Genomic DNA, 26,613 nt, shown 5'->3' on the forward strand with positions numbered 1-26,613 from the left:
CTGTCAACCGTCTCATGATCCGGGTTTCCTTGCGCTTTCGGCCATGTTGCGCCGCAACGCGGGCGGACTAGAGGCTCGCAGGCGGCGTGGCGGAGGGGTTTCGGATATTACCGGCTTGCCAGCTTGTCACAGATTTGCATAGATTTGCGCGATCGCTCCCGCAGAGGGGCGACGACCCATTGGGAGGATGAGATGAATCCTGGCTTCACCCGGCGCGCGCGCCTCATGTCCGGCGGCGCGCTCGGCGTCGTCCTCACCCTGGCCCTGGGCGGCGTCGCCCAGGCGCAAAGCACGGCGCCGCGCGACGAGCAGGCGACCCAGGTCGACGAGATCGTCGTCACCGGCATCCGCCGCTCGATCGAGGCCTCGATCTCGGCCAAGGCCAACAACACCTCCATCGTCGAGGTCGTCTCGGCCGAGGACATCGGCAAGCTGCCGGACGTCTCCATCGCCGAATCCCTGGCGCGCCTGCCGGGCGTCACCTCGCAGCGCCTGGACGGGCGCAGCCAGCTGATCTCGATCCGCGGCCTGGGCCCGGACTTCACCACCGCCCTGCTGAACGGGCGCGAGATGGTCACGACCGGCGACAACCGCGGCGTCGAGTTCGACCAGTTCCCCTCGGAAATGATGGCCAGCGTCGTGGTCTATAAGACCCCCGACGCGGCCCTGATCGGTCAGGGCCTGGCCGGCACGGTCGACATGCGGACCATCCGCCCGCTGGACTACGGCCGCCGCGCCATCGTCGCCAACGCCCGCTATGAGTGGAACGACATCGGCGCCCTGAACGCGGGCACCACCGACCACGGCCAGCGCTACACCCTGAGCTATGTCGACCAGTTCGCCGACGACACCATCGGCGTGGCCCTGGGCTATGCCCATATGTCGTCGCCGTATCAGTCCGAGCGCTTCAACGCCTGGGGCTATCCGACCTACAGCGACGGCAACCTGCTGACCGGCGGGGTCAAGCCCTACGTCATGTCGTCGGAGCTGGAGCGCGACGGCTACATGGGCGTGCTGGAATGGCGCCCGAACGACCGCTTCCATTCGACGATCGACGCCTTCTATTCGGAGTTCAAGAACACCCAGGTTCTGCGCGGCATCGAGTTCCCGCTGGCCTGGGGCGGCATGGCCGAGAGCCCGAACCGCGATCCGGGTGCCACGCCGCCGGTTCTGGGCGGCTGTGAGATCACCGGCAATGTGCTGACCCCGAACGTCTGCCGTCCCGGCCCGTCGCTGCGTCCCGGCTACACCGTCGAGGACGGCCTGATCGTCGCCGGCACCTGGGACAACATCAAGGGCGTGGTCCGCAACGACCTGAACAAGCGCGACAGCAACATCACGGCCATCGGCTGGAACACCGCGTTCGTCGCCAACGACGACTGGTCGTTCAACCTGGACCTGAACTACTCCAAGGTCGAGCGCAGCGACGTCATCCTGGAGACCAACGCCGGCACCGGCCGCAACATCAACGGCGCGCTGGACACCCTGGGCTTCGAGCTGACCAGCGACGGGGTGACGCGCTTCACCAGCCAGCTGAACTACGCCGATCCGAACCTGATCAAGATCACCAGCCCGCAGGGCTGGGGCGGCGACGTCATCCCCGGCGGCCAGGCCGGCTACATGAACACGCCGTCCATCGAGGACGAGATCAAGGCCGCCCGCTTCGCCGGCCGTCGTGAGCTGCACCAGAGCCCGTTCGGCTCGATCGACTTCGGCGTGAACTACTCCCAGCGCCAGAAGACCTTCGACAACAACCAGTTCTATCTGGCCGTGCCCGGCGGCGGCGACCTGGCCATCCCGGCCGAATTCCTGCTGGCGCCGACCGACCTGGGCTACCTCGGCATCTCCCAGGTGATCAGCTACGACGCCCTGGGCGTGATCAACAGCGGCGCCCTGGCCAAGGTGCGCAACCCCAACGCCGACGTGCTGTCGGGCAACTGGGAAGTCACGGAAAAGGTCACCACCGCCTATATCCGCGCCAACGTCGACCACAACCTGTTCGGCCGACCGCTGACCGGCAACGTCGGCATCCAGGCGGTCTATACGGACCAGTCCTCGACCGGCTTCTCGGCCGAGCAGCTGGGGCAGGGCGTGGCGCGCACCACGGCCGTGTCCGGCGGGACCGACTATCTTGAGATCCTGCCCAGCGCCAACTTCATCCTGGAGACGGGCGACGACCTGTTCGTGCGCTTCGCCGTGGCCCGCACCCTCGCCCGGCCGCGCATGGACGACATGCGCGCCTCGCGCAACTACAGCTACAACCCCGCCTTTGCCCAGTCCGGCGACATCAACCGCTCGCCGTGGAGCGGCAGCGGCGGCAATCCGCACCTGAAGCCCTTCATCGCCGACGTGGCCGACATCTCCATCGAGAAATACTTCGCCAACCGGCGCGGCTATGTCTCGCTGGCCGGCTTCTACAAGCATCTGGAAAGCTATGTCTTCGGCCGCAACCAGATCTTCGACTTCACCGGCTATCCGATCGGCGCGGGCAACCCCGAGCCGGTGCTGCGCCAGGGCCTGATCCACGCGGCCGACAACGGCGACGGCGGCTGGATCAAGGGGGCGGAGTTCGCGATCTCGACCCCGTTCGACATCTTCCACCCGATGCTCGACGGCTTCGGCGCCCAGTTGAGCGCCTCCTGGACCGACAGCGAGATCCAGCCTGATCCGACCCAGGCGCCGACGACCCTGCCGGGCCTGTCGGAGACCGTGGTCAACGCGACGGTCTATTATGAGAAGGACGGCTTCCAGGCGCGCGTCTCGAACCGCTATCGCTCCGACTTCCTGGGCGAGGTGGCCGGCTTCGGCAACGGCCGCACCCTGCGTTCGGTCGCCGCCGAAAACGTGATCGACGCCCAGATCGGCTATGAGTTCCAGTCGGGTCCGGCCGAGGGGCTGTCGATCCTGGCCCAGGTCAACAACCTGACCGACGAGCCGTTCAAGACCTTCGAGAACGGCGACGAACGCCGCACCATCGACTTCCAGAAGTACGGCCGCACCTTCCTGGTCGGCGTCAACTACCGCTTCTGATCCCCTCTCTTCTGAGCGACTGGGGGCCGTGTCTTTCGGGGCCGGCCCCTTCTTTTTGCTCGGAGACCACCACGGCGGCGCGCGCCGGCTCTGGACGCCGGGCCGTTCCGCCTAGACAGTTTGGACCTCGGCCGCGTCCCTGGCGTCGCGGCCCCCTTCGGGAAGCGACCATGAGCCCATCTCAACCGGGAACGGCGACGCGCGGCACGGGCCTCGCCTTCGCCTATGTCACTAGCCTCTTCTTCGCCTGGGGCTTCGCCACCTCCCTGATCGACCCGCTGATTGCGGCGGTGCGGCGGGTGTTCGACCTCAGCTACACCGAATCCTTCCTGACCACCTTCGCCTGGTTCATCGCCTATGGCGCAGCCTCCCTGCCAGCGGCGGCGGTGCTGTCGCGCCTGGGCTACAGCCGGGCCATCCTCGCCGCCCTGCTGACCATGGTGGCCGGGTGCCTGATCGTGCCGGTCGCGACCATCGTCGACTTCTATCCGGGCATCCTGCTGGCCCTGTTCGTCATCGCCTCGGGGGTGACCCTGCTGCAGGTGGCGGCCAATCCCCTGGTGGCCGAGCTGGGCTCCAAGAAGAGCTCGCACTTCCGCCTGGTCTTCTCCCAGGCCTTCAACTCCCTGGGGGCCACGGTCGGGCCGTGGCTGGGGGCGCACGTGCTGCTGACCGGGGGCGTCTTCGCCGCGGGCGCGGTCGTCACCGTCGCCACGCGCGGGGAGTCGCTGCGCAGCATCGACTTCGCCTTCCTGGCCATGGCCGGCTTTTTCGCCCTGATCGCCGCCTTCATCTTCTCGGCTCGCAAGCAGATCAACGCCGCCGCCCCGGTGCATGACGCGGCCGAGCCGGTCGGGGCCGCCGCCATCCTGAAAGCGCTGAAGTCGCGCTGGGCCGTGTTCGGCGCCCTGGCCATCTTCGTCTACGTCGGCTCGGAAGTGGCCATCGGCAACATGCTGACCAACTTCCTGTCGGGCCCCGGCGTGCTGAACATCCCCATCGAGGCCGCGGGCAAGATGGTCGCCCTCTACTGGGGCGGGGCCATGGTCGGGCGGTTCGTCGGCTCCTGGCTGCTGACCCGCATCCACGCCGGGGTGCTGCTGTCGATCTGCACCGTCGTCGCGGCCGCCCTGTGCCTGATCGTCACCCAGACGGGCGGGACGACGGCGGCCTACGCCGCCCTGGCCGTCGGCTTCTTCAACTCCATCATGTTCCCCAGCATCTTCACCCTGACGCTGGAGCGGTCCTCGGCGCCGGCGGCCTCGACCTCGGGCCTGCTGGTGTTCGGCATCATCGGCGGGGCCCTGCTGCCGCTGGCGGCGGCCCAGGTGGCCGACCGCGCGGGCGACATGCACCTGGCCTTCTTCGTGCCGGTGGCGGGGTATGTGCTGCTGACGCTCTTCGCCGTGGCCTGCGCCCGCACCCAGGGCCGCGAGACGGCCGAGGGCGCCGCCTCGCCGCACTGACGGCGTCGCGCTTCACGCCGAACGGGCCGCGTCCGATCGTTCGGGCGCGGCCTTTTCGTTGGGGGTCAGGAAGCGCGGGTCGGGTCGGTCAGGGGCTCGCCGTAGTGGCGCTCGCCATGCAGGTTGGCGGCCAGGGGGGCGGTGGTGCGCTCGATCATGCGGTGCACGACCGGCTTGTCGGGTCCCTGATGCAGGGCGCGGATGCCCTCGCTGATCGCGGCGTCGGCGTGGGTGATGCGCTGGTTGTGGCGCACATAGTCCAGCCAGGTCGGCGTCTGATACTTCTCGACCCAGACCTCGGGCTCGGCCAGGTCGCGCATCAGCCGCCACTGGCGCGCCCCGTCGCGGCGGCGGATGCGGCGGCGCTCGTCCATCAGGGCCAGGAAGGCGTCGATATCCTCATCGCGGATGCGATAGGCGATGGAGACAATGACTGGCCCGCTGCGCGGCTCGATCGGCAGGCGGGTCTCGGGTTCGGTCCAGCGTCGCAGCAGGTCCATGTTCAGGTTTTCGGTCGAGGGCAGGGGCACCTTGAGGCCGATCAGGACGCACAGCAGCAGCACCCCCGCTGAAATCCCCAGGGCCAGGTCGACGCCATGGGCCTGGGCCAGGGCGCCCCACAGCCAGCTGCCGCCCGCCATGCCGCCGAAGGCCGCCATCTGATACAGCGCCAGGGCGCGGGCCACGACCCAGCGCGGCACCGACATCTGCACCGTGACGTTGAAGGTCGACAGGGTCAGCACCCAGCCCGCGCCGGCGACCATCAGGGCCGGCAGGGTCAGGACCAGCCAGGGGCTGTAGCCGACGCCCAGGGCGGCGACGGCGAAGGCCAGGGTGGCCGCGCGCACGATGGTCTCGGTCTCGAAGCGGGCGCGCAGCCGGCCGACGAACAGGGCGCCGCCCACGGCTCCGACGCCGAAGGCGCCCAGCAGCAGGCCGAACACCAGTGGGCCGCCGCCCACCGTATGGCGCGCCACCAGGGGCATCAGGGCCTGGACCGCGCTGGCCCCCACCCCGAACACCAGGGCGCGCAGCAGGACGGCGCTGACGCGCGGCGACAGGAAGGCGTAGCGCAGGCCTCCGGCCATGGCCGCCAGCAGGCCCTCGCGCGGCAGGGTCTGCTTGGGTCGCTCGGGCTTCCAGCGGAACAGCACGACCAGCAGGCCGATGTAGCTGAAGGCGTTGACGGCGAAGGCCGCCGCCGCCCCCGCCGCCGCCACGATCAGGCCGCCGATGGCCGGGCCGACGCTGCGGGCCATGTTGAAGCCCATGGAGTTCAGGGTCACGGCCCCAGCCAGATCCTCGCGCGGGACCATGTCGCCGACCGAGGCCTGCCACGCCGGGCCGTTGAAGGCCGTGCCGCAGCCGATCAGGAAGGTGAAGGTCAGCAGCACCCAGGGGGTGATCCACCCCATCCAGGTCATCGCCGCCAGCCCGGCCGAGACCAGCAGCATGAAAGTCTGGGCCGCCAGCATGATCTTGCGCCGGTCCACCGTGTCGGCCAGGGCCCCGGCCGCCAGCGACAGCAGCATGATCGGCAGGGTGACGGAGGCCTGCACCAGGGCCGTCATCTGAGCCGAGGCGATGGAGGTCATCATCCAGGCCGCGCCGACCGACTGGATCAGGCCGCCGAAATTGGTCACCAGGCTGGTGATCCACACCGCCCGGAAAATGGGATGCCGCAGCGGCGCCAAGGCCGAGGGGCGCTCAGGAGGTGCGGAAGGCGGCGTGGGAGAGGGGGAGGCGTCGGCGCTGGAACTCATGCGTGGCGCGTCCTCGCATGGACGATGCGGGGTGAAGGGGAACCGACGACGACCATGGGGCCAATCCACACGTCTTCGGCGCCGGACGCAAGCAAGGACGGGGTCACTCTCGGTTCCACATTATTGGCGTCGCGAGGCGCCGCGCCCGCCGCTATAGGAAGGCGGTGATCGACCCTGCCGTTCCCCCGATGCCGCCCTTCACCGTGGCCGCCCTCTACCGTTTCGCCCCGGTGGCCGATCCGGCGGCGCTGCGCCTGCACCTGCTGGACCTGTGCGGGACCGAGGTGCGCGGCACCCTGCTGGTGGCGCACGAGGGGATCAACGGCACAATCGCCGGGCCACAGGCCGCGATCGCTCGCGTCATCGACGGGGTGCGCGCCCTGGCGGGCTTCGACTGGCTGGAGCTGAAGTATTCGACGGCCTCGGTCATGCCCTTCCACCGCATGAAGGTGCGGGTGAAGGCCGAGATCGTCACCATGGGCCAGCCCGACATCGACCCGGTCGAGGGCGTCGGGACCTATGTCTCGCCCCAGGACTGGAACGCCCTGATCGCCGATCCCGACACCGTCGTCATCGACACCCGCAACGACTACGAGGGCGAAATCGGCGCGTTTGCGGGCGCGGTCCAGCCCAACACCCGCACCTTCCGCGAGTTCGCCGACTGGTTCCGCACAGAGGGCCGCGCCCTGCTGGACCGGCCGACGCCGCCCAAGGTGGCCATGTACTGCACCGGCGGCATCCGCTGCGAAAAGGCCACCGCCTTCCTCAAGGCCGAGGGGGTGCGCGACGTCCACCACCTGGAGGGCGGCATCCTCAAATACCTCGAGACGGTGCCTGAGCCGGAGAGCTTGTGGCGCGGCGAATGCTTCGTTTTCGACGAGCGGGTGGCCGTGGGGCACGGACTGGTCGAGGGCGACCACAGCCTGTGCCGGGGCTGCCGCATGCCGGTCAGTCCCGAAGGCCGACGCTCGACGCGCTATGTCGAGGGCGTGTCCTGCGACCGCTGCTGGGACGACCGCGACGCGGCCCAGCGCGAAGGCTACGCCGAACGGCATAAGCAGGTGGAGATCGCCCGCGCCCGGGGCGTGGCGCACGTGGGGGCGACCTTAGCCAACCCTCTCCCGGCGGGAGAGGGCTTGAGCGCACGAGAGCACAGCGATCGTTCTGGCGCGAAAGGGTGAGGGGCTTGTCTCCTCAGTCGGCGTAAGCCGTAGCGCGACTTCTTCAAGCGCGAACCCTCACCCTTTCGCCTTGGCCAATCGCCTTCGGCTCTTGGAGGCTCAAGCCCTCTCTCATCGGGAGAGGGTCGCCGCCGTGGCCCGCCCGTGCCATCCTTCTGGCTCAGCCAGGAGGTCCGCCATGTCCGCCTTTCGTCCCGTCGAGCGGCTCGACACCCATGAGGTGACCAACCAGCCCCCGCCGCTGGAGGACGTCGACCTGTTCAGCGGCGACAAGGCCCTGGCCCAGGCCGTGCGGCATTGGGGCGGGGAGGGCCATTCCGAACGGCTGGAGGACCTGGGCCGTCGCTGCGGCTCGGCCGAGGTGATCGACTGGGGCGTCCAGGCCAATCGCGTCCCGCCGGTGCTGGACACCCACGACCGCTACGGCCGCCGCATCGACGAGGTGACCTTTCATCCCGCCTATCACCAGCTGATGGACTTAGGGCTGGGGGCGGGGTTCGCGTCGAGCGCCTGGGACGGGACGCCGAACGGCCATCTGCTGCACGCCGCGATCCTGTTCCTGACGGGGCAGGCGGATTCGGGGACCAGCTGTCCCATGACCATGACCTACGCCTCGGTCGCGGCGCTTCAGGCGGATCCGGCGGCGGGCGAGCCGTGGATCAGAGGCGTCCTGTCAGGCCGTTACGACCCGGCCGTGCGCCCGGCGGGCGAGAAGGCGGGCGTGACGATCGGCATGGCCATGACCGAGAAGCAGGGCGGCTCGGACGTGCGCGCCAACGCTGCCCGCGCCGAGCCGGTCGGCGAGGACGGCTGGTATTCCCTGACCGGGCACAAGTGGTTCTGCTCGGCCCCGATGTGCGACGCCTTCCTGACCCTGGCCCAGGCGCCGGGCGGGCTGACCTGCTTCATCCTGCCGCGCTGGCTGCCGGACGGGACGCGCAATGCGGGGTTCCGCGTCATGCGGCTGAAGGACAAGATGGGCGACCGCTCCAACGCCTCGTCCGAGGTGGAGTATCACGGCGCGCTGGCCCAGCGGCTGGGCGAAGAGGGGCGCGGCGTGGCGACCATCATCCGCATGGTCCAGCACACGCGGCTGGACTGCGTGGTCGGCTCGGCGCTGCAGATGCGCGGGGCGCTGGCCCAGGCGGTGTGGCACGCAGGCCACCGCACCGCCTTCCAGAAGCGGCTGATCGACCAGCCGATGATGGCCGCCGTCCTGACCGATCTGGCGGTCGAGAGCGAGGCGGCGACGGCCTTGTCGATGCGGCTGGCGGCGACCTTCGACGCCGACGACGCCGTGGGGCGTCTGCTGACGCCGGTGGCCAAATACTGGGTCTGCAAGCGCGCGCCGAACATGATCTATGAGGCGATGGAGGCCTTGGGCGGCGCCGGATATGTCGAGACCGGCCCGATGGCGCGCCTGTTCCGCCAGTCGCCGCTGAACGCCATCTGGGAGGGCTCGGGCAACGTCATCGCCCTGGACGTTCTGCGCGCGGCGGGGCGGGAGGCGGAGGCCGTCGAGGCCCTGCATGACTGGCTCGCGTCGCAGGCGGGGAAATCCGCCGACTACGACCGTTTCATCGCCGGACTGCGGGCCGCTTCAAGCGAGGCGAGGGCGCGGCTGGCGGTCGAGCGGCTGGCCCTGGCGGCCCAGGCGGCGGCCCTGCTGGAGATGGGCAGCCCCTCGGCCGAGGCCTTCATCGCCCTGCGTCTGCGCCCGCGCGGCATGGCCTATGGGGCCTATGAGGCGCAGGTGGATCAGCGGGCGGTGCTGGACCGGGCGATGCCGATGTGAGTGCTGTTCGCTGTCCGCTCCCTTCCCCCTCGATGGGGGAAGGGTCGGGGATGGGGGTGAGCACGCGACGCGGATGAATTGACGCATGAGGCGTCAGCGTCTCCTTGCTTCACACGATCAAGCCGCCTGCCGACATCCCCACCCAACCCTCCCCCATCGAGGGGGAGGGCTCAGGGCGCGCGCAACTGATGTCTAGATAGGACGAAGGCCTCGCGGGGGCTCCGCGAGGCCTTCGATGGTGGAGCTAAGCGGAGTCGAACCGCTGACCTCTTGAATGCCATTCAAGCGCTCTACCAACTGAGCTATAGCCCCAGGCCGTTCGGCTTGGTTATGTGACCGACCGTTTTCGGGCTCAAGCGCCTGGAAAGGACGAAGGCCCCGCGGCGTTCCGCGAGGCCTTCGATGGTGGAGCTAAGCGGAGTCGAACCGCTGACCTCTTGAATGCCATTCAAGCGCTCTACCAACTGAGCTATAGCCCCGAACCTTTCGGTCGGTCCCGCCGGGGAGTGAGAATGTCGCCCCCCGGCGAGGCGCGGAAACTAGGTCAGGCCGTTTTGAAGATCAAGCGGGTCTGGCAGTTTTTTTTCCGCTTATTTTTCCGACTCTTGGTCCTTAGTCATCGTCGCGCGACGGCTTGGCCAGCTCTTCGTCGAGGCCGTCGTCGTCCTCGTCCTCGATGAAGGGCACGGAATCGTCGTCGTCGTCGTCGAGGACGTCGTCGTCATCGTCGCCGTCGGCCGAGCCCATGCCGGCGTCGTCCGCGCCCGGCTCGCCGTCGTCGTCGTCCGGGGTCAGGATCGGCTCGTGGCCTTCCTGGTCGATTTCGGGGGTGGAGCCTTCGGCGTCCTCCTCGTCCTCGTCGCTGTCGACCGACTTGTCGGCGACCTGATCTTCGGCCTCCTCGTCGTCAGCGGCATAGCCGGCGCCGCGGCGCACGCGGCGGCTGCGGACGGCTTCTTCCATCGGATCGAACTCGGTTTCGCACTTCGGGCAACGGGCCGGGCGACGGTTCAGATCATAGAATTTGGCCTGGCAGTTCGGGCAGAGCTGCTTTTGGCCCAGTTCGGGATTGGCCACGGGCATAAACCTTCGGCGGGGGTTGATTGAAACGCGGGAAATCGGGCGGCTCCCTTGCCACCCGCCGGGGCCGCTGTCAAAAGCCTTCTTTTCCGCGCCTGCCGCGGCTTTCCTGACATTCGGAGCCTGCATCAGGGTGAGCACTCCCCAGACCCTTACCGCGTCTCGTGTTTCCGGCCTCAAGGGGCGGGTCCGCGCGCCGGGCGACAAGTCGATGTCGCACCGCGCGCTGATCTTCGGCGGCATGGCCGAAGGCGTGACCGAAATCGAGGGTCTGCTGGAGGGCGACGACATCCTGGCCACCGGCCGCGCCATGCAGGCCTTCGGCGCCTCGGTAGAGCGGATCGGCGAGGGGCGCTGGCGGGTCGAGGGGGCTGGGACGCTGCGCTCGCCCGACGCGGTCATCGACTGCGGCAACGCCGGAACCGGGGTGCGCCTGCTGATGGGCGCGGCGGCGGGCTATGACCTGAGCGCGACCTTCGACGGCGACGCCTCCCTGCGCAAGCGGCCGATGAAGCGCGTCACCGGGCCCCTGGCCGAAATGGGCGCGCGCTTCGACTGGAACGCGGCCGAGGACCGGGTGCCCCTGACCCTGCACGGCGGCGGGCTGAAAGGGCTGACCTTCGTTCAGAGCGTCGCCTCGGCCCAGATCAAGTCGGCCATTCTGCTGGCCGGGCTGAACGCGGACGGCGAAACCATCGTGGTCGAGCCCGAGAAGAGCCGCGATCATACCGAGCGGATGCTGCGCGCCTTCGGCGCCGAGGTCGAGGTGACGGAAGAGGGCTCCGGCTGGCGTATCCGCCTGCCGGGCGGCCAGACGCTGAAGGGAACCCACGTGGCCGTGCCGGGCGATCCGTCCTCGGCGGCCTTCCCCCTGGCGGCGGCCCTGGTGGCGCCGGGCTCGGAGGTGACGGTCGAAGGCGTGATGCTGAATCCGCTGCGCACCGGCCTGTTCCAGACCTGGATCGACATGGGCGCGGACCTGACCATCGCCAACCGCCGCCAGGCCGGGGGCGAGGAGGTCGGCGACGTCACCGCCCGTCATTCGGCGCTGAAGGGGATCGTGGTCCCGGAAGACCGCGCCGCCTCCATGATCGACGAATACCCGATCCTGGCCGCCACGGCCGCCTTCGCCGAGGGCCGCACCGTCATGCGCGGCATCGGCGAGATGCGCGTCAAGGAAAGCGACCGCATCGCCCTGATGGTCGCGGGCCTGTCGGCCTGCGGCGTCCAGGTGGAGGAGGAGCCGGAAGGCTTCATCGTCACCGGCGGCCCGGTGAAGGGCGGCGCGACCGTCGCGACCGCCCACGACCACCGTATCGCCATGAGCCACCTGGTCCTGGGCCTGGCCGCCGAACAGCCCGTCTCGGTCCGCGACCCCGAGATGATCGCCACCAGCTTCCCCGGCTTCGTCGAACTGATGAACGGGCTTGGGGCGGATATCGTCGCGGGAGGCGCGGCATGAACCTGGTGATCGCCGTCGACGGCCCCGCCGCCTCGGGCAAGGGCACCATCGCCGCGCGCCTGGCCGCCCACTACGGCCTGCCGTATCTGGACACCGGCCTGCTGTATCGCGCCGTGGGTCTGGCGGTGCTGGACGCGGGCGGGGACCTCGGCGACGCCGAGGCCGCGGCCGAGGCGGCGCGGGCGCTGGACCTGACGACCCTGAGCGACAATCCGCGCCTGACCGGGCGCGGCGCGGGCGAGGCGGCCAGCCGCGTGGCCAGCTATCCGGGCGTGCGCGCGGCCTTGCTCAAGCTGCAGCAGGACTTCGCCGCGCAAGCCGGCGGGGCGGTGCTGGACGGCCGCGACATCGGCACGGTGATCGCGCCCGAAGCCCCGGCCAAGCTCTATGTCGCCGCCACGCCCGAGGTGCGGGCCGAGCGCCGCTGGAAGCAGCTGACCGCGCGCGGCGAGGTCATCGCCTTCGAGGACATGCTGGAGGATATCCGCCGCCGCGACGCCCGCGACGCCGGCCGCGACGACGCCCCGATGGTCCAGGCCGAGGACGCCGTCTTGCTGGACACGACCGATCTGGGTATAGAAGCTGCCTTCGATGCGGCCCGCCGTATCGTCGAGGCGGCGCGAGCCAGGGCCGGGATCTGATCCCGCCGGGCGAATCCAACGCTCCGATCCCCTCGACGGCCGCGGGCGTCCTGGCTTCTGTTTCCGCGCCTTGCAGCGCGTCTCGCCTCGCCTCGTGACGACCTGACTTCCCCTTTTGCACCCCATTCGCGCATGTCCGCTCGGCCGTGCGCGTTTCGCCTTCCATCAACCTCAAGAGTTTCCATGACCGAAACCCTCAACCCCACTCGCGACGATTTCGCCGCGCTCCTCGACGAACAGCTGCAAGGCCGCGACCTTGGCGAAGGCCAGGTCGTTCACGGCCGCGTCGTCGGCATTGAAAAAGACATCGTCATCATCGACGTCGGTCTGAAGACCGAAGGCCGCATCGCCATGCGCGAATTCGGCCAGGGCGACGGCGCCGTCCTGCCCAAGGTCGGCGACAACGTCGAAGTCTATCTGGAGCGTGTCGAGAACGCCCTGGGCGAGGCCGTCATCAGCCGCGACAAGGCTCGTCGCGAAGAAGCCTGGACCCGTCTGGAAGCCGTGTTCGCCGAAGGCCAGCCGGTCAACGGCGCCATCGTCGGACGCGTCAAGGGCGGCTTCACCGTCGACCTGGGCGGCGCCTCGGCCTTCCTGCCGGGCTCGCAGGTCGACATCCGTCCGGTCCGCGACGTCGGCCCGCTGATGGGCAAGGAACAGCCCTTCGCCATCCTGAAGATGGACCGTCCGCGCGGCAACATCGTCGTCTCGCGTCGCGCCATCCTGGAAGAAGCCCGCGCCGAACAGCGCACGGAGCTGGTCGGCCAGCTGCAAGAGGGTGAAGTCCGCGAAGGCGTCGTCAAGAACATCACCGACTACGGCGCGTTCGTCGACCTGGGCGGCATCGACGGCCTGCTGCACGTCACCGACATGTCGTGGAAGCGCGTGTCGCACCCGTCGCAGGTCCTGGCCGTCGGCGACACCGTCAAGGTCCAGATCGTCAAGATCAACCCGGACACCCAGCGCATCTCGCTCGGCATGAAGCAGCTGCAGTCGGATCCGTGGGACGGCGTCGAAGCCAAGTACCCGGTCAACGCCAAGTACACCGGCCGCGTCACCAACATCACCGACTACGGCGCCTTCGTGGAGCTGGAGCCGGGCGTTGAAGGCCTGGTCCACGTGTCGGAAATGTCCTGGACCAAGAAGAACGTCCACCCGGGCAAGATCGTCTCCACCTCGCAGGAAGTGGACGTCATCGTCCTGGACGTCGACAGCGCCAAGCGTCGTATCTCGCTGGGCCTGAAGCAGGCTCAGAACAACCCGTGGGAGGCCTTCCTGGAGGCTCACCCGGTCGGTTCGACCGTCGAGGGCGAAGTCAAGAACGCCACCGAGTTCGGCCTGTTTGTCGGCCTGGACAACGACATCGACGGCATGGTCCACCTGTCGGACCTGGACTGGAACGTGTCGGGCGAAGAAGCCATCCAGCGCTACCGCAAGGGCGAGACGATCAAGGCCAAGGTCCTGGACGTCGACGTCGAGAAGGAGCGCGTCTCCCTGGGCGTCAAGCAACTCGGCGGCGACCCGATGGAAGGCGACACCTACAAGCGCGGCCAGCAGATCACCGTCACCGTGACGGCGATCGAGACCGGCGGCATCGAGGTGAAGTTCGGTGAGGACGACGCGCCGGTCACGGCCTTCATCCGCAAGTCGGACCTGTCGCGCGACCGCAACGAGCAGCGCACCGAGCGCTTCGCCGTGGGCGACCGCGTCGACGCCATGATCACCGCCGTCGACAAGGCCACGCGCCGCGTCTCGGTCTCGATCAAGGCCCTCGAGATGAAGGACGAACAGGAAGCCATCGAACAGTTCGGGTCGTCGGACTCGGGCGCCTCGCTGGGCGACATCCTGGGCGCCGCGCTCAAGAACGCGGGCAAGGAATAAGTTTCCTCACCCGACGGGAAACGGGGCGGCCGGAGCGATCCGGCCGCCCTTTTTCTTTGGGCGCCCGTCGGCCCTCTCGTGATGGGAGAGGGGCGTGATTGTCTTGGCGGGCGCAGCGCCGGCCGGCGTTTTTTCTTCCGCTCGAGGCCCTCCGGCGGCGAAACCTGTCGCCCTCGAAAGCAAGAAACCTTCACGGCGATACGTTTTGTCTCTTTCTTCCTGCGGCGACAGACGGTTAGGGTGTCTCCCCGGACGGTGAAGCCAAGGCGGGGGCCTGAATGATCAAGTCTGAACTGATCGAGAAGCTGGCGGCGGAGAATCTGCATCTCACCCATGCGGAGGTGGAGCGGGTCGTGAACGTGATCCTGGGCCGCATGACCGAAGCCCTGTCGGACGGCGGTCGGGTCGAGCTGCGTGGCTTCGGCGCCTTCTCGGTGCGCAGCCGCCCGGCGCGGACGGGGCGCAACCCCCGCACCGGCGAGACGGTCGAGGTTCCGGCCAAGGCCGTGCCCTTTTTCAAGAGCGGCAAGGAACTGCGCGAGCGCCTGAACGCGTCCGGCGACGCCTGACAGCCACGAGAGAGACCGACGCCATGAGCCTGCTGACCGAGTTTCGGGAATTCGCCGCGCGCGGCAACGTCGTCGACCTGGCGGTCGGCGTCATCATCGGCGCCTCGTTCGGCAAGATCGTCACCAGCCTGGTGGACCAGGTGGTGATGCCGCCGATCGGCCTGCTGCTGGGCAAGGTGGACTTCGCCCATCTGGAATGGGTGCTGAAGCCGGCCGACGCCGCCGCCGGGGTCGAGAAGGTGGCTATCCAGTACGGCGCCTTCATCAACACCCTGATCCAGTTCCTGATCGTGGCCTTCGTCGTCTTCCTGGTGGTCAAGATGATCAACAAGCTGCGCCGCGATCAGGCGGCCGCGCCGGACGCCGGCGCGCCGACGCCGACCGAGGCCCTGCTGGCCGAGATCCGCGACGAACTGAAGGCGCGCCCGCGCGCCTGACGGCCTGTCCGGCGGCTCGAACGGGCGCCGGCCGGATCGACATTCAGGCGCTTCCTCACGACGAAAAACGACGCTTGTGGAGGCTTCCCGCAAGAAGCGTGACGGGAGGTCGTGGCGTGCAATAGGCGAGCGATTGCGCCCCCTCCGCGGCGGCATCACGGCCCTGCGTCGTCCTTAACGCTTGTTTGCAATGGCTTGGCGTGCTGTTTCTCGGTCTTGGGGCGCCCGTCGGGGGCGCAAGATAAGTGGAGCTTGCCGTTGAGCACGACGGATGGAGGGGGCGCGCTGTCGGCGACGCCTCGCAAGACCTTTCTGGGTCACCCGCGGGGGCTGGTGATCCTGTTCTTCACGGAGATGTGGGAACGCTTCTCCTACTACGGAATGCGGGCGCTGCTGGTCATGTACCTGACCCAGCACTTCCTGTTCGGTCCGGCCGAGGCGCAGGGCATCTACGCCGCCTACGCCGCCCTGGTTTACCTGATGCCCGTGCTGGGCGGCATGATCGCCGACAAGTATCTGGGCGCGCGCAAGGCCGTGGTCATCGGCGCCGTCCTGCTGGTGGCCGGTCACTTCACCATGGCGTTCGAGGGTTCGGGCGGTAAGGAAAGCCTGACCATCGGCGAGAGCACCTATCAGATCGAGGTCGTCGGCCGCGATCAGAACCGCACCATGTTCGCCGTCAGCGGCGACGAGCGGGTCCAGATCTCCATCACCCCGGAAGGCGTGTCCAAGGTCGGCGCCGAGCCGGCGGCCGCTCAGGCCGCCGACGCCGCCGTGGTCGCGGCGGCGAGCGAGGGCTTCCCGGCCTTCACCCCCGCGGGCGGCTACAAGGTCGAGACCAAGCGCGACACCGCCTTCGGCGAGCCGGTCCTGTTCCTGGCCCTGTCGCTGATCATCATGGGCGTGGGCTTCCTGAAGGCCAACATCTCGACCGTGGTGGGCGCCCTCTATGAAGAGAACGATCCCCGTCGCGACGGCGGCTTCACCATCTTCTACGTCGGCATCAACCTGGGTTCGCTGCTGGCCACGGCGGCCTGCTCCTACCTGGGTTTCACCTACGGCTGGTCCTACGGCTTCGGCCTGGCGGGCTTCGGCATGCTGATGGGCCTGCTGACCTTCCTGATGGGCGCGCCTTGGCTGGAAGGCCGCGGCGGACCGCCGGTTCCGCTCAAGGGCCGCACCATCGTCGGCGTGCCGGTCGAGGCCTTCTTCTGGATCGCGGGCATCGTCGCCGTCGTTCCGGTGTGGCTGCTGATGCAGCGCCACGAGATCGTCCAGACGGTGCTGATCCCCATCGCCGTTCTGACCTTCGCCGGCGTGGTCGGCTTCACCGTGTTCAAGCTGAAGGGCGCCGAGCGCTCCCGGATGCTGGTCGCCCAGGTGCTGATCTTCTTCTCGGTGCTGTTCTGGGCCCTGTTCGAGCAGGCCGGGTCGTCCCTGACCCTGTTCGCCGACCAGTCGACGGAAATGCCGAGCTGGTTCAACGCCGGCTACACCCAGATGTTCAACCCGGGCATCATCGTCATCGGCGGCCCGATCATGGCGGCCCTTTGGGTCTGGCTGGGCAAGCGCAACCGCGAACCCTCGACCCCGGTCAAGTTCTCGGCGGCCCTGGTCTTCGTCGGCGCGGGCTTCCTGCTGCTGTCGTGGGCGGCGGCGAACAACTTCAACGAGTCGTTCCGCGTCCCGCTGATGATCCTGTTCCTGACCTACGCCTTCCACACCATCGGCGAGCTGTGCCTGTCGCCGGTCGGCCTGTCGATGATCACCAAGCTCTCGGTGGCGCGCGTGGTCGGCTTGATGATGGGCGTGTGGTTCCTGTCGTCGTCGGTGGCCCACATCGTCGCCGGCTGGATTGCCGCCGCCACCGCCACGGACACCGTGGCCGGCGTGGTGACCAACCCGCAACTGGCGCTGCAGACCTATGGCTCGATCTTCGGGACCATCGGCTGGACCGGCGTCGGCGTGGGCGTGGTCCTGCTGGCCCTGTCGCCCATCCTCAAGAAGGGCATGGCGGGCATCCACTGATCGCCTGATCGGTTGCTGACAAGGAAGGGGCGGCGTCTCGCAGGAGGCGCCGCCCTTTTCAGTTGTTGTCGGAGGAATGGCCCCGGTTGGTTCCGGTGCGCGGTTTGAAGCCTCAGAAGGTCTTGCGCAGGCGGATCTGATAGAAGGTGCGCGGGTCGATGTAGCGGTTCTCGACGAAGGCGACGGCGCGCGTCTCGCGGTCGGCGAAGATGGTGCGCTCGATGGTGAAGTCGTCCCACAGGGTGACCTGGCCGCGGATCGACAGGGTCGGCGTCGGCTTATACTCCGCCCACAGATCGTAATAGTCGTGGCCGCGCCAGACCCGGGTCTCGTCGGGCTGGAAGTTCTTCTCGCCCAGCAGGGGGAACCAGGCGACGCCCCATTGCAGCTTCCAGCTGGTGATGTCCTGCCGGAAGCTGAGGCTGGCGTGGGTGGGGCGAACGCCGGAGATCGGGCGCGATTCGCCGGTGGTCGGATCGGTGACGCGGGTGTGGTTCCAGGTGTTCTTGAAGCTGAACTTGCCGCCGGAAATTCCTACGGTGTCGGTGGGGATGGTCACGTTCAGGGCCAGCTGGTCCAGCGTCCCGTCGCCGATATTGCCGATCCCGGTGGTCTGCTCGTCCAGCGGCAGCAGATCGATGACGTCCGAAATCTCGTCGTGGCGCAGGCCGACGCTGACGATGCCTTCGCCCCAGAAACGCTGCTCGAAGGTCAGTTCGCCGATCCAGCGCTGCTCGGGCTGCAGGTCGACGTTGCCGCCGAAGACATTGTCGTTGGCCAGTTCGGCCGAGGCGGCGAAGTCGCCGAAGTCCAGCTGCCCCACGGTCCGCTCCAGGCGCAGGCGAAGCTGGGTGTTGGCCGTCGGCGTCCAGGTCGTCAGCAGGCGCGGCTTGGCGTAGAAGAAGCTCTTCTCGTGCTCGGCGTCGCCGGCCTGGCTGATGGTCGAGGATTCCAGCCGCAGGCCGCCCTCCAGAGTCCATTGGGGCGTGAGGCGCCAGGTCGCCTTGCCAAACAGCTCGCCGCGCGTCTCTTCGACCTTGACCGAGGCGGACTGCACGGGCTGGGGCACGCCGCCGATCAGATAGCTCTGGTCGACCTTGAGCATGTTGTAGGCGATCTCGCCGCCGCCCTCGAACTCCACGGCCGCCGAGCGCTCGAAGCGCAGCAGGCCGCGCAGGATGGTCTCGGACGACTGGCCCTCGCCGCCGAAGCGCTTCTCGGCCGCCTCGACGCCGCCGTCGCGGTCGCGCAGGACCGCCACCTCATCGAAGTCCTCGAACTCGTGGATGAAGCGGCTTTCCAGCTTCAGCCGGGGCGACAGCGGCCGGGTGAAGACGACGCCCAGTTCGCCGCTCTTGGTGTCGTTGTCCGCCAGGGTCTCGCGCAGGACGTCGGGGGCGGTCTGGCGGTTGATCCCGTGCCAGTCGTTGATCCCGTAGCGGGCCGTCAGGTCGATCTTGCCGCCCATCAGCGGGCCGGCGTAGTTGCCGCGGATCGAATTCCCGCCGCCGTAGCCGTCGCTGTAGTAGTCTTCGGCGCGCAGCAGTTCGCCGTTCGGGCCGACCCGGCGCAGCGGCCCGGCGCCGTTGGAATCGCTCATGGAGATGCCGTCGCCGAGGGTCACGCCCCAGGTGCGGTCGCCCTTGCGCTCGGTGAACTGGTAGGAGCCGCCGTAGAGGTCCTGGCCCCCCTCGAACAGATTGGCGTTGAAGCTGGCGATGTGCTCGCGGCTGACCGTGTTCTTGAGGATGACGTTGGCCACGACGGAATAGCCCTGCATCTCGATGCCCGGGGCGCCGCCGCGAATCAGCTCGATGCGCTCGACCTGGCTGGCCACGGTGCGGCCCAGGACGTTGGAGCCGGTGTCGTTCTTGGAGGCCGGGCGGGCGCCGTTGATCAGGACGTTGCCGACCGCGCCCTCGAAGCCGCGCGCCCCGTCGCCGTCGTTGATCGAGAAGCCCGGCACCCGGTTGACCATGTCCAGCGCCGTGTTCGGCCGGGCGTCGGCGAAGAAGTCGGGGGTGAAGACCAGCACGGCCTGGTCGCCGGCGGCGGCGGCCTGGCGAGCGGGCGCGGCGGGCGCCTCGGCGGCCAGGGCCACGGCCGGCGCGGCGGCGGCCAGCATCAGGGCGGTGGTCGCCAGCAGGGCGCGCTTGGTGTTCATCTCGTCCTCTCCCTCGGTGTCGGCAGAGGTGTGGCGGCGTATACGGACGATCGCCAGTTACAAGCGGGACAGGTGTATTAAATTGCGGACATCATTACGGAATAGTCACGTGTGACGACTTTTCGGGACGCTAGGGTGCGGGCATGAAAGCTCGTCTTCTGCCGGTCGCCCTGTCCGCGTTTCTCGTCGTCTCGGCGGCGACCGCGACGGCGGCCTACGCCGCTCAGGACCAGGCCGAGGCGGCGACCCGCGTGGACGAGGTGGTCGTCGCCGCGCGGCGGGCGGGCGCGCCCATGTGGACGGTGCGGCGCGACGGCGAGGGGGTGATGATCCTGGTCGGCGCCATTGAGGAGGCGCCGCGCGGGTTCGAATGGCGAGCCCAGGCGTTGGAGGACGCCGCCGCCCGTTCCGACCGCATCCTGTTCCCGCAGCGGGGCCGCGCCTCGCCCGCCGACGTCCTGCGTCTGATCTGGCGCATCCGCACCATCGGCTGGCTGCCGCAGGGCGCGACGACGGCCGACTATCTGAGCGCCGAGGATCAGGCGCGGCTGGACGTCCTGATGGCGGGCGAGAAAAACGACCAGTGGCGACGTTACAGCATGCTGATGCTGGCCATAGACCTGATCCAGGGCAAGGCGGGCGAAAAGGACGCCCGGCCGGTCGGGGCCGCCGACGCCGTGCGCCGCGCCGCCCGAAAGGCGCGCGTGCCGATCCGCTCCATCGGCGTTGTGCGCGGGGCCGACGTTGTGGAAAGCCTGATCACCGCCCCGCCTGAAACTCATCGCGAATGCCTGCGCGCCGCCATGTCGGCCGCCGAACTGGGGCCGGACGCCGTGCGCCTGCGCGCCGAGGCCTGGCGCGGGCTGCGGGTGGCCGAGGCGCTGGCCTCGCCGGTCGATCAGGCCGTGGACCGCTGCTGGCCCTGGGGCGACCCGCAGATCGGGCAGCAGTTGCGTATGGAGTGGACCGACGCGGTCGCCCAGGCCCTGACCCAGCCCGGCCTGAGCCTGGCGGTCGCCCCCTTGCGCACCCTTGCCGAGCCCGGCGGCGTCCTGGACGCCCTGGAGGCCCAGGGCTTCGAGCTGGACGGTCCGGAATGGAAGCCCGCCACGCACGAAGGCGGTTGACGCGCGGCGTGCTAAGGAGGACGCGGGGGCATGAGCGACATCGAACCCCGACTGACCTCCCTGGCCCACGGCGGCGGCTGCGGCTGCAAGATCGCGCCCGACGTGCTGCAGTCCATCCTGGCCTCGACCCCGCGCACGGCGGCCTTCGCCGATCTGATGGTGGGAACCGAGACCTCGGACGACGCGGCGGTCTGGCGGCTGAACGACCAGCAGGCCCTGGTGGCCACGACCGACTTCTTCATGCCGATGGTCGACGACCCGTTCGACTTCGGCCGGATCGCGGCGGCCAACGCCCTGTCCGACGTCTACGCCATGGGGGCGACGCCGATCTTCGCCCTGGCCATCGTGGGGATGCCGGTCGGCAAGCTGTCGCCGCAGACCATAGGCCGGGTGCTGGAAGGCGGCGCGTCCGTCTGCGCCGAGGCGGGCGTGCCCGTGGCGGGCGGCCATTCGATCGACAGCCTGGAGCCGATCTACGGCCTGGTCGCCCTTGGCCTGACGCACCCGGACCGGGTGCTGACCAATCGCGGGGCGCGGGCGGGCGACGCGCTGATCCTGACCAAGGGGTTGGGCGTCGGCGTGTTGAGCGCCGCCTACAAGCAGGGACGGCTGGAGGCGGGCGGCTATGAGGCCCTGATCGGCTCGACCACCCGACTGAACACGCCGGGGCCAAAGCTGGCGGCGATGGACGGCGTCCACGCCGTCACCGACGTGACCGGCTTCGGCTTGCTGGGCCACGCGCTGGAGATGGCGCGCGGCGCGGGCCTGACGGTCGAGATCGACGCCGACGCGCCCGTCTTACTCGACGGGGCGCCCGCCCTGGCCAAGGCCGGGGTGCGGACGGGCGCCTCGGTGCGCAACTGGGCGGCCTATGGCGGGGCGGTGACGCTGGACGCCGAGCTGCCCGAATGGCGGCGCGACCTGCTGACCGATCCCCAGACCTCGGGCGGCCTCTTGATCGCCGTCGCGCCCGAGGCGGCGGAGGCGGTGATGGCGCTGGTTCAGGATCTGGGCTTCGCCTCGGCGCGCCGCGTCGGCCGGGTGCGCGAGGGCGAGCCTGCGGTGATCGTGAAGGCGGGGGCCTGATGGTGCGGCTGACGGCGGACGTTTCGCTTGCGGCTCTGGCCCGCTACGACGCCGTCATCGACGTGCGCAGTCCCGGCGAGTTCGCCGAGGACCACCTGCCCGGCGCGATCAACCTGCCGGTGCTGGACGACGCCCAGCGCGCCGAGGTGGGGACCCTCTACGTCCAGACCTCGAAATTCCTGGCCCGTCGCCTGGGCGCGGCCCTGGTGGCGCGCAACATCGCCGCGCATCTGGACGGGGCGCTGGGGCACCGCGACGGCAGCTTCCAGCCCCTGGTCTATTGCTGGCGCGGGGGGCAGCGCTCCACGGCCATGACCACGGTGATGGATCAGGTCGGCTGGCCCGTCACGCGGCTGGAGGGCGGCTATCAGACCTGGCGCCGGACGGTGGCCGCCGCCCTGCATGAGCTGGAGACGGCGCCGCCGCTGAAGCTGGTCCTGCTGGACGGCCTGACCGGCAGCGGCAAGACGGCGGTCCTGGCCCGCCTGGCCGACCACGGCGTCCAGAGCTTGGACCTGGAGGGGTTGGCGGCGCATCGCGGCTCCCTGTTCGGGCGCACGGGCGTGGAGCAGCCGTCGCAGAAGCTGTTCGAAAGCCGTCTGTACGCCGCCCTGTCCGCCCTCGACCTGAGCCGTCCCGTGGTTGTCGAGGCCGAGGCCAGCCGCATTGGCCGCCTGACCGTGCCGCCAGCGCTGTGGGCGGCGATGAAGGCGGCGCCCGCATTACGCCTGTCGGCCCCGTTCGAGGCGCGGGTCGAGCGGGTGCTGCGCGACTATCAGGCGGCGACCGACGATGCGGCCGTGCGCGACGCCCTGCTGGCGCGGATGCCCCGCCACCATAGCCGCGAGCGGATCGCGGAGTGGCGCGCCCTGTCGCAGGCGGGCGACCTGCGCGCCCTGGCGACGGCCCTGATGCGCGATCACTACGACCCGGCCTACCGCCGCGCCTCGGCTGGAGCGCGCGACCTAGGCGAGATCGCGATGGACGGCGGCGCCGAGGCCGATCTGGACCAGGCGGCGGAAGCGATAACTGCCTCCCTCTCCCGATGGGAGAGGGCTTGAGCGCACGAGAGCGCAGCGATCGTTCTTGCGCGAAAGGGTGAGGGTTCGAGGGTGAAGAGGTCGCGCCACGGCTGACGCCGACGGACAGGACAAGCCCCTCACCCTTTCGCCTTAACCAATCGCCTTCGGCTCCTGGAGGCTCAAGCCCTCTCCCGCCGGGAGAGGGTGTGGTTAGACCGCCGTGCCGCCGACCGTCAGGCCGCCGATCTTGAGGCTGGGCTGGCCGATGCCGACGGGGACGCCTTGCCCGGCCTTGCCGCAGGTGCCGACGCCGGGGTCGAAGGCGAAGTCGTCGCCGATCATCTGGATCTGGGTCAGGGCCGTGGCGCCGTCGCCGATCAGGGTGGCGCCGCGCACAGGCGCGGTGATCTTGCCGTCCTCGATCAGATAGGCCTCGGTGCACTGGAAGACGAATTTGCCGTTGGTGATGTCCACCTGGCCGCCGCCGAAGTTGGCGGCGTAGAGGCCGCGCTTGGTCGAGGCGATCATGTCGGCCTGCGAATCCTTGCCGCCTTCCATGAAGGTGTTGGTCATGCGCGGCATCGGCGTATGGGCGAAGGACTGGCGCCGGCCGTTGCCGGTGGCGTTCGCGCCCAGCTGGCGCGCCGACAGCCGGTCGTGCATCAGGCCGACCATGATGCCGTCCTCGATCAGCACGGTGCGCGAGGTCGGGGTGCCTTCGTCGTCGAACGACAGGGAGCCGCGACGCCCGGCGATGGAGCCGTCATCCACGACCGTCACGCACGGCGCGGCGACGCGCTTGCCCATCATGCCGGTGAAGACCGACGAGCCCTTGCGGTGGAAGTCGCCCTCGAAGCCGTGGCCGACCGCCTCGTGCAGCAGGACGCCGGGCCAGCCGGCGCCCAGAACCACGTCCATCTCGCCCGCCGGGCAGTCGACGGCCTCCAGATTGACCAGGGCCTGACGCAGGGCCTCGTCGACCTGGGCCTGCCAGCGTTCGGGGGCGATCCATTCCTCGAAGCCCGCGCGGCCGCCGGCGCCGGAGGAGGCGCTTTCGCGCTTGCCGTCCTTCTCGACGGTGACGGAGACGTTCAGCCGCACCAGCGGGCGCAGGTCGCTGAGCAGCCGCCCGTCGCCGCGCAGGATGTCGATGGCGCGGCGCTCGCCGACCAGGGAGGCCGAGACCTGCACCACGCGCGGGTCGCGGGCGCGGGCCCAAGCGTCGATCTCGGCCAGAAGGGCGATCTTGTCCGAGAAGGCCGGGGACAGCAGCGGATCGACCGGATCATAGAGGCGCTGGTTGGTGGCGCGCGGCGCCTCGGCGGCGGTTCCGTCATAGCCGCGCTTGGCCAGGGCGGCGCTGTCGGCGGCGCGGCGCATGGCGGCGGCGGAAATCTCGTTGGCGTGGGCGTAGCCGGCGGTCTCGCCCGCCACCACGCGCAGGCCGAAGCCCTCGACCGCGTCGTAGGAAGCGCTCTTCAGCCGTCCGTCGTCGAAGACCAGGGATTCGCTCTCGGTCTTTTCGAGGAACAGCTCGCCGTCGTCGGCGCCCGCCAGGGCGGTCTGCAGGATCGACAGGGCCTCGTCCGGGGCTACGCCCGCGGCGTCGAGGATGGGGGAGGGGGAGGCGACGGTGCTCATGGACGCTAGATAGGGGCTGAGGGGCCCGGCGTCACGGCTTGGAAGGGCGGAGGGGCGGGCTTGGCGCGAAAAAACCCTCCCCCTCGATGGGGGAGGGCTGGGTGGGGGTGCAGGCAGACGGCTCGCAAGGGAGCGAAAGAGACGCCGACGCGTCTCCGGCGCTTGATCGTCGCCCGCCGTAGCTTCACCCCCAGCCCCGACCCTTCCCCCATCGAGGGGGAAGGGAGCGGTCTTGCCGTTTAGTCCTGGGTCACGTCGCCCGAGCCGCGGATGTCCATGTTGAGCTGGGACGGGCGGCGCGTCAGCCGCACGTCGCCGCTGCCGGTGACGGCGATGTCGGCCTTGCCGGTGGGGCCGACGCGGGCGTCGCCCGAGCCGCTGACCCGCACCGTGGCGTCCGAGACGATCAGTTCGTCCAGGCGGGCGTCGCCGGCGCCGGACACGTCCAGCGTCACCGTCTCGGACCGGCCCTGGACCTTGACGTCCGAGGCCCCGGTCAGGGTCAGGTCCAGCGTCGGCTGGTCATAGCCGCGGATGTTCAGGTCGGTCGCGCCCGACAGGTCGAAGCGGTTCACCGAGGGCGCCTTGATGACGATCTTCAGCGCGTCGGTCTCGCTCCAGCCGTGGATGCCGGTGCGGGTCCAGCGGATGTAGCTGCGATGGCCCCGGGGGGCGTCCTCCATCGTCAGCCGGCCGTTGGCGAAGCGGACGCGGTCCACGACCGTCTTGGGGCCGGTGACGATGACGCCCGGCGCGTCGGCCTGCTGGTCGTAGGTGACGTCGGCGGGCAGGTCGATGGACAGCCGCTGGTCGCCGGTCCAGGCCAGGGTGCGGGTGACCTCGGGCGAAGCCTGGCTCCGTTCGATGGTGAAGCCGTCGCCGCGCTCCCCTTCGGTGAAGACCCAGGTCCGGTCATGGCGGATCAGGTCGCGACCGCCGACGGCGAAGGCGCCTCCGATGCCGACGATGGCCAGCACCAGGCCCGCGGCGGAGATGATGAACAGATTGCGGATCATGTCTTTAGTCCTCCCCTTCTTGTCTCAGGCCTGGGGTTCCAGGGCGGGTTTGATCACCCGGTAGTGCAGGCGGGCGTACCAGACGGTGGCGTCGATCAGCCACTTGGTCAGCAGGGCCATGGTTCCGACCATGAAGATGCCCATCCCCATCAAGCCGACGCCCAGCAGGGCCGCCGCCAGGGCGCCGCCGGGGGCGCCGACGAAGGGCCCGGCCACCAGGACGAAGCCGCCCGCGATGAAGACCGCGATGCCCGCCACCAGGATGGACAGCACCGTGCCGAAGACGGGCAGGGCGATGGGCAGCAGGATCAGGATGTCGATCGCGCCCAGGCCGAGGATGCCGAACACGGCCGCCGCCGCGGAGGAGGCGGACGGCTCCTGACGCCAGCGCTGGGCGCCGGCCTCGGCCTTCAGTTCGCGGGCCAGGCGGTCGGGGTCGCCCAGGGCGGCCGCCACCTCGGCCTCGCTGCGTCCGGCGGCGGCGCCGTCGGCGAAGTGGGCTTCATAGTCGTTGACGATCTCATTGGCGGTCGTCGCGGGCAGGCCCACCAGGCCGCGTCGCAAGCGCGCCAGGAATTCCGCGCGGGTCATTGGTCCTCTCCCCTGTCAGCATGGTCGGTCGTGTCGGCTTCGGCGCTGTGGTCGGCCAGGGCCGGAGTCTCGGCCGGAGCTCCGGCTGTGACGACGTCCTCGGCTTCGCCGGCGATCAAGGCCTCGACGGCGCGGGCGAAAGCCCGCCATTCGGTGGTCTGGCCGTCAAGGGCGCGACGGCCCCCGGCGGTCAGCCGATAGTATTTGCGCGACGGACCGCTGGATGATTCGACCAGATAGGTCTCGACCAGGCCGTCGGTCTGCATTCTCCGCATCAGCGGATAGATGGTGCCTTCCCCCATGCCTATGGCGTCGGACAGGCGGGAGGCGATTTCATAGGCGTAGCTGTCGCGCCGGGCGAGCAGCGCCAGGACGCATAGCCCCAGCACGCCTTTCTTCAACTGGATGTCGATGGTGTCGGGCATGGCGTCCCCTCTCGTGATGGAGAAAAGGTATCGCAAGGTATCTTGCGTCACAAGGTAGCTATCTAAACATGACACCGATTTAATTGACCGCTTTTTGTCGCGCGGCCGCCCTAGCTGCGCTTGATCGCTTGGCAAGGGCGATCCGAGCCGATAAGGACCGGCCCTGACACGCCGAGGTCCGTCTGGACCCGGCGGCGCTTGCGAATTG

At 69.3% G+C, this 26,613-nt stretch carries 19 protein-coding genes, 2 tRNA genes and 1 pseudogene; 13 read left to right on the top strand and 9 right to left on the bottom strand.

What is annotated here, in order from left to right:
* Positions 1-192 precede the first annotated feature (192 nt).
* Together D8I30_RS07780 and D8I30_RS07785 are read left to right on the top strand one after the other, a co-directional pair.
* Entirely contained in the window at positions 193-3,030 is a 2,838-nt protein-coding gene (locus D8I30_RS07780) for a TonB-dependent receptor (protein ID WP_121482240.1), read from the top strand.
* Between the two features lie 170 nt (positions 3,031-3,200).
* The gene (locus tag D8I30_RS07785) at positions 3,201-4,496 is read left to right on the top strand and encodes a sugar MFS transporter (RefSeq protein WP_121482241.1); all 1,296 of its coding nucleotides are present in this window, start codon (positions 3,201-3,203) and stop codon (positions 4,494-4,496) included.
* Positions 4,497-4,561: 65 nt separating this feature from the next.
* On the opposite strand, the gene D8I30_RS07790 is transcribed toward D8I30_RS07785, so the two are convergent.
* Complete coding sequence (locus tag D8I30_RS07790) at positions 4,562-6,259, bottom strand: MFS transporter (protein WP_205570676.1); 1,698 nt, start codon at positions 6,257-6,259, stop codon at positions 4,562-4,564.
* A gap of 188 nt (positions 6,260-6,447) precedes the next feature.
* Here D8I30_RS07790 and D8I30_RS07795 point away from each other — a divergent pair, with 188 nt between their 5' ends.
* Both D8I30_RS07795 and D8I30_RS07800 read left to right on the top strand, forming a co-directional pair.
* Complete coding sequence (locus D8I30_RS07795; RefSeq protein WP_121482243.1) at positions 6,448-7,440, top strand: rhodanese-related sulfurtransferase; 993 nt, start codon at positions 6,448-6,450, stop codon at positions 7,438-7,440.
* 178 nt (positions 7,441-7,618) lie between these two features.
* Complete coding sequence (locus D8I30_RS07800; protein ID WP_121482244.1) at positions 7,619-9,235, top strand: acyl-CoA dehydrogenase family protein; 1,617 nt, start codon at positions 7,619-7,621, stop codon at positions 9,233-9,235.
* 236 nt (positions 9,236-9,471) lie between these two features.
* Here the strand turns inward: D8I30_RS07800 and D8I30_RS07805 are convergent.
* From D8I30_RS07805 to D8I30_RS07815, 3 genes are all read right to left on the bottom strand, one after another.
* Positions 9,472-9,547, bottom strand: a tRNA-Ala gene (locus tag D8I30_RS07805).
* Positions 9,548-9,638: 91 nt separating this feature from the next.
* Positions 9,639-9,714 (bottom strand) — tRNA-Ala (locus D8I30_RS07810).
* A gap of 133 nt (positions 9,715-9,847) precedes the next feature.
* On the bottom strand, positions 9,848-10,312 hold the full coding sequence (locus D8I30_RS07815; RefSeq protein ID WP_121483444.1) for a TIGR02300 family protein: 465 nt from the start codon (positions 10,310-10,312) through the stop codon (positions 9,848-9,850).
* Positions 10,313-10,448: 136 nt separating this feature from the next.
* Between D8I30_RS07815 and aroA the strand changes: the two genes are divergently transcribed.
* The 6 genes from aroA to D8I30_RS07845 all read left to right on the top strand — a co-directional run bounded on the left by aroA (position 10,449) and on the right by D8I30_RS07845 (position 17,333).
* A complete protein-coding gene (gene aroA / locus D8I30_RS07820) occupies positions 10,449-11,777 on the top strand; it encodes a 3-phosphoshikimate 1-carboxyvinyltransferase (RefSeq protein WP_121482245.1) in 1,329 nt (442 codons plus the stop codon).
* Positions 11,774-12,418 (top strand): (d)CMP kinase, encoded by a 645-nt coding sequence (gene cmk, locus D8I30_RS07825; RefSeq protein ID WP_121482246.1) that lies wholly within the window; start codon positions 11,774-11,776, stop codon positions 12,416-12,418. Before aroA ends, cmk begins: the two co-directional genes overlap by 4 nt.
* A 183-nt stretch (positions 12,419-12,601) precedes the next feature.
* Entirely contained in the window at positions 12,602-14,299 is a 1,698-nt protein-coding gene (gene rpsA / locus D8I30_RS07830; protein ID WP_121482247.1) for a 30S ribosomal protein S1, read from the top strand.
* Between the two features lie 278 nt (positions 14,300-14,577).
* Positions 14,578-14,868 carry an integration host factor subunit beta gene (locus D8I30_RS07835; protein WP_121482248.1) on the top strand — a complete coding sequence of 97 codons (291 nt, stop codon included), beginning with the start codon at positions 14,578-14,580 and terminating at the stop codon, positions 14,866-14,868.
* A 23-nt stretch (positions 14,869-14,891) separates the two neighbouring features.
* Positions 14,892-15,305 (top strand): large-conductance mechanosensitive channel protein MscL, encoded by a 414-nt coding sequence (mscL, locus tag D8I30_RS07840; protein WP_121482249.1) that lies wholly within the window; start codon positions 14,892-14,894, stop codon positions 15,303-15,305.
* 258 nt (positions 15,306-15,563) lie between these two features.
* Positions 15,564-17,333, top strand: a complete 1,770-nt coding sequence (locus D8I30_RS07845) for a peptide MFS transporter (RefSeq protein WP_162938834.1) — start codon at positions 15,564-15,566, stop codon at positions 17,331-17,333.
* 112 nt (positions 17,334-17,445) lie between these two features.
* Here D8I30_RS07845 and D8I30_RS07850 read toward each other — a convergent pair whose 3' ends face one another.
* A complete protein-coding gene (locus D8I30_RS07850) occupies positions 17,446-19,497 on the bottom strand; it encodes a TonB-dependent receptor plug domain-containing protein (protein WP_121482251.1) in 2,052 nt (683 codons plus the stop codon).
* Positions 19,498-19,640: 143 nt separating this feature from the next.
* Here D8I30_RS07850 and D8I30_RS07855 point away from each other — a divergent pair, with 143 nt between their 5' ends.
* From D8I30_RS07855 to mnmH, 3 genes are read left to right on the top strand one after another with little or no spacing between them, the layout of a single operon-like run.
* A complete protein-coding gene (locus tag D8I30_RS07855) occupies positions 19,641-20,624 on the top strand; it encodes a TraB/GumN family protein (RefSeq protein ID WP_121482252.1) in 984 nt (327 codons plus the stop codon).
* 30 nt (positions 20,625-20,654) lie between these two features.
* Positions 20,655-21,710: a selenide, water dikinase SelD gene (selD, locus tag D8I30_RS07860; RefSeq protein ID WP_121482253.1), complete on the top strand. Its 1,056-nt coding sequence runs from the start codon at positions 20,655-20,657 to the stop codon at positions 21,708-21,710.
* Positions 21,710-22,771, top strand: a complete 1,062-nt coding sequence (gene mnmH / locus D8I30_RS07865; RefSeq protein WP_162938835.1) for a tRNA 2-selenouridine(34) synthase MnmH — start codon at positions 21,710-21,712, stop codon at positions 22,769-22,771. Before selD ends, mnmH begins: the two co-directional genes overlap by 1 nt.
* 171 nt (positions 22,772-22,942) lie before the next feature.
* Here the strand turns inward: mnmH and tldD are convergent, their stop codons facing one another.
* The 4 genes and pseudogenes from tldD to D8I30_RS07885 form a co-directional block, all read right to left on the bottom strand.
* On the bottom strand, positions 22,943-24,373 hold the full coding sequence (gene tldD, locus D8I30_RS07870; RefSeq protein WP_121482254.1) for a metalloprotease TldD: 1,431 nt from the start codon (positions 24,371-24,373) through the stop codon (positions 22,943-22,945).
* A gap of 239 nt (positions 24,374-24,612) precedes the next feature.
* Positions 24,613-25,389, bottom strand: a complete 777-nt coding sequence (locus D8I30_RS07875; RefSeq protein ID WP_121482255.1) for a GIN domain-containing protein — start codon at positions 25,387-25,389, stop codon at positions 24,613-24,615.
* Positions 25,390-25,413: 24 nt separating this feature from the next.
* Positions 25,414-25,980 (bottom strand): DUF1700 domain-containing protein, encoded by a 567-nt coding sequence (locus tag D8I30_RS07880; RefSeq protein WP_121482256.1) that lies wholly within the window; start codon positions 25,978-25,980, stop codon positions 25,414-25,416.
* A 101-nt stretch (positions 25,981-26,081) separates the two neighbouring features.
* A pseudogene (locus D8I30_RS07885) lies at positions 26,082-26,405 on the bottom strand (PadR family transcriptional regulator); the annotation flags it as partial.
* Positions 26,406-26,613: the final 208 nt, after the last annotated feature.

The organism is Brevundimonas naejangsanensis (genome assembly GCF_003627995.1).
Taxonomy (GTDB): domain Bacteria; phylum Pseudomonadota; class Alphaproteobacteria; order Caulobacterales; family Caulobacteraceae; genus Brevundimonas; species Brevundimonas naejangsanensis_B.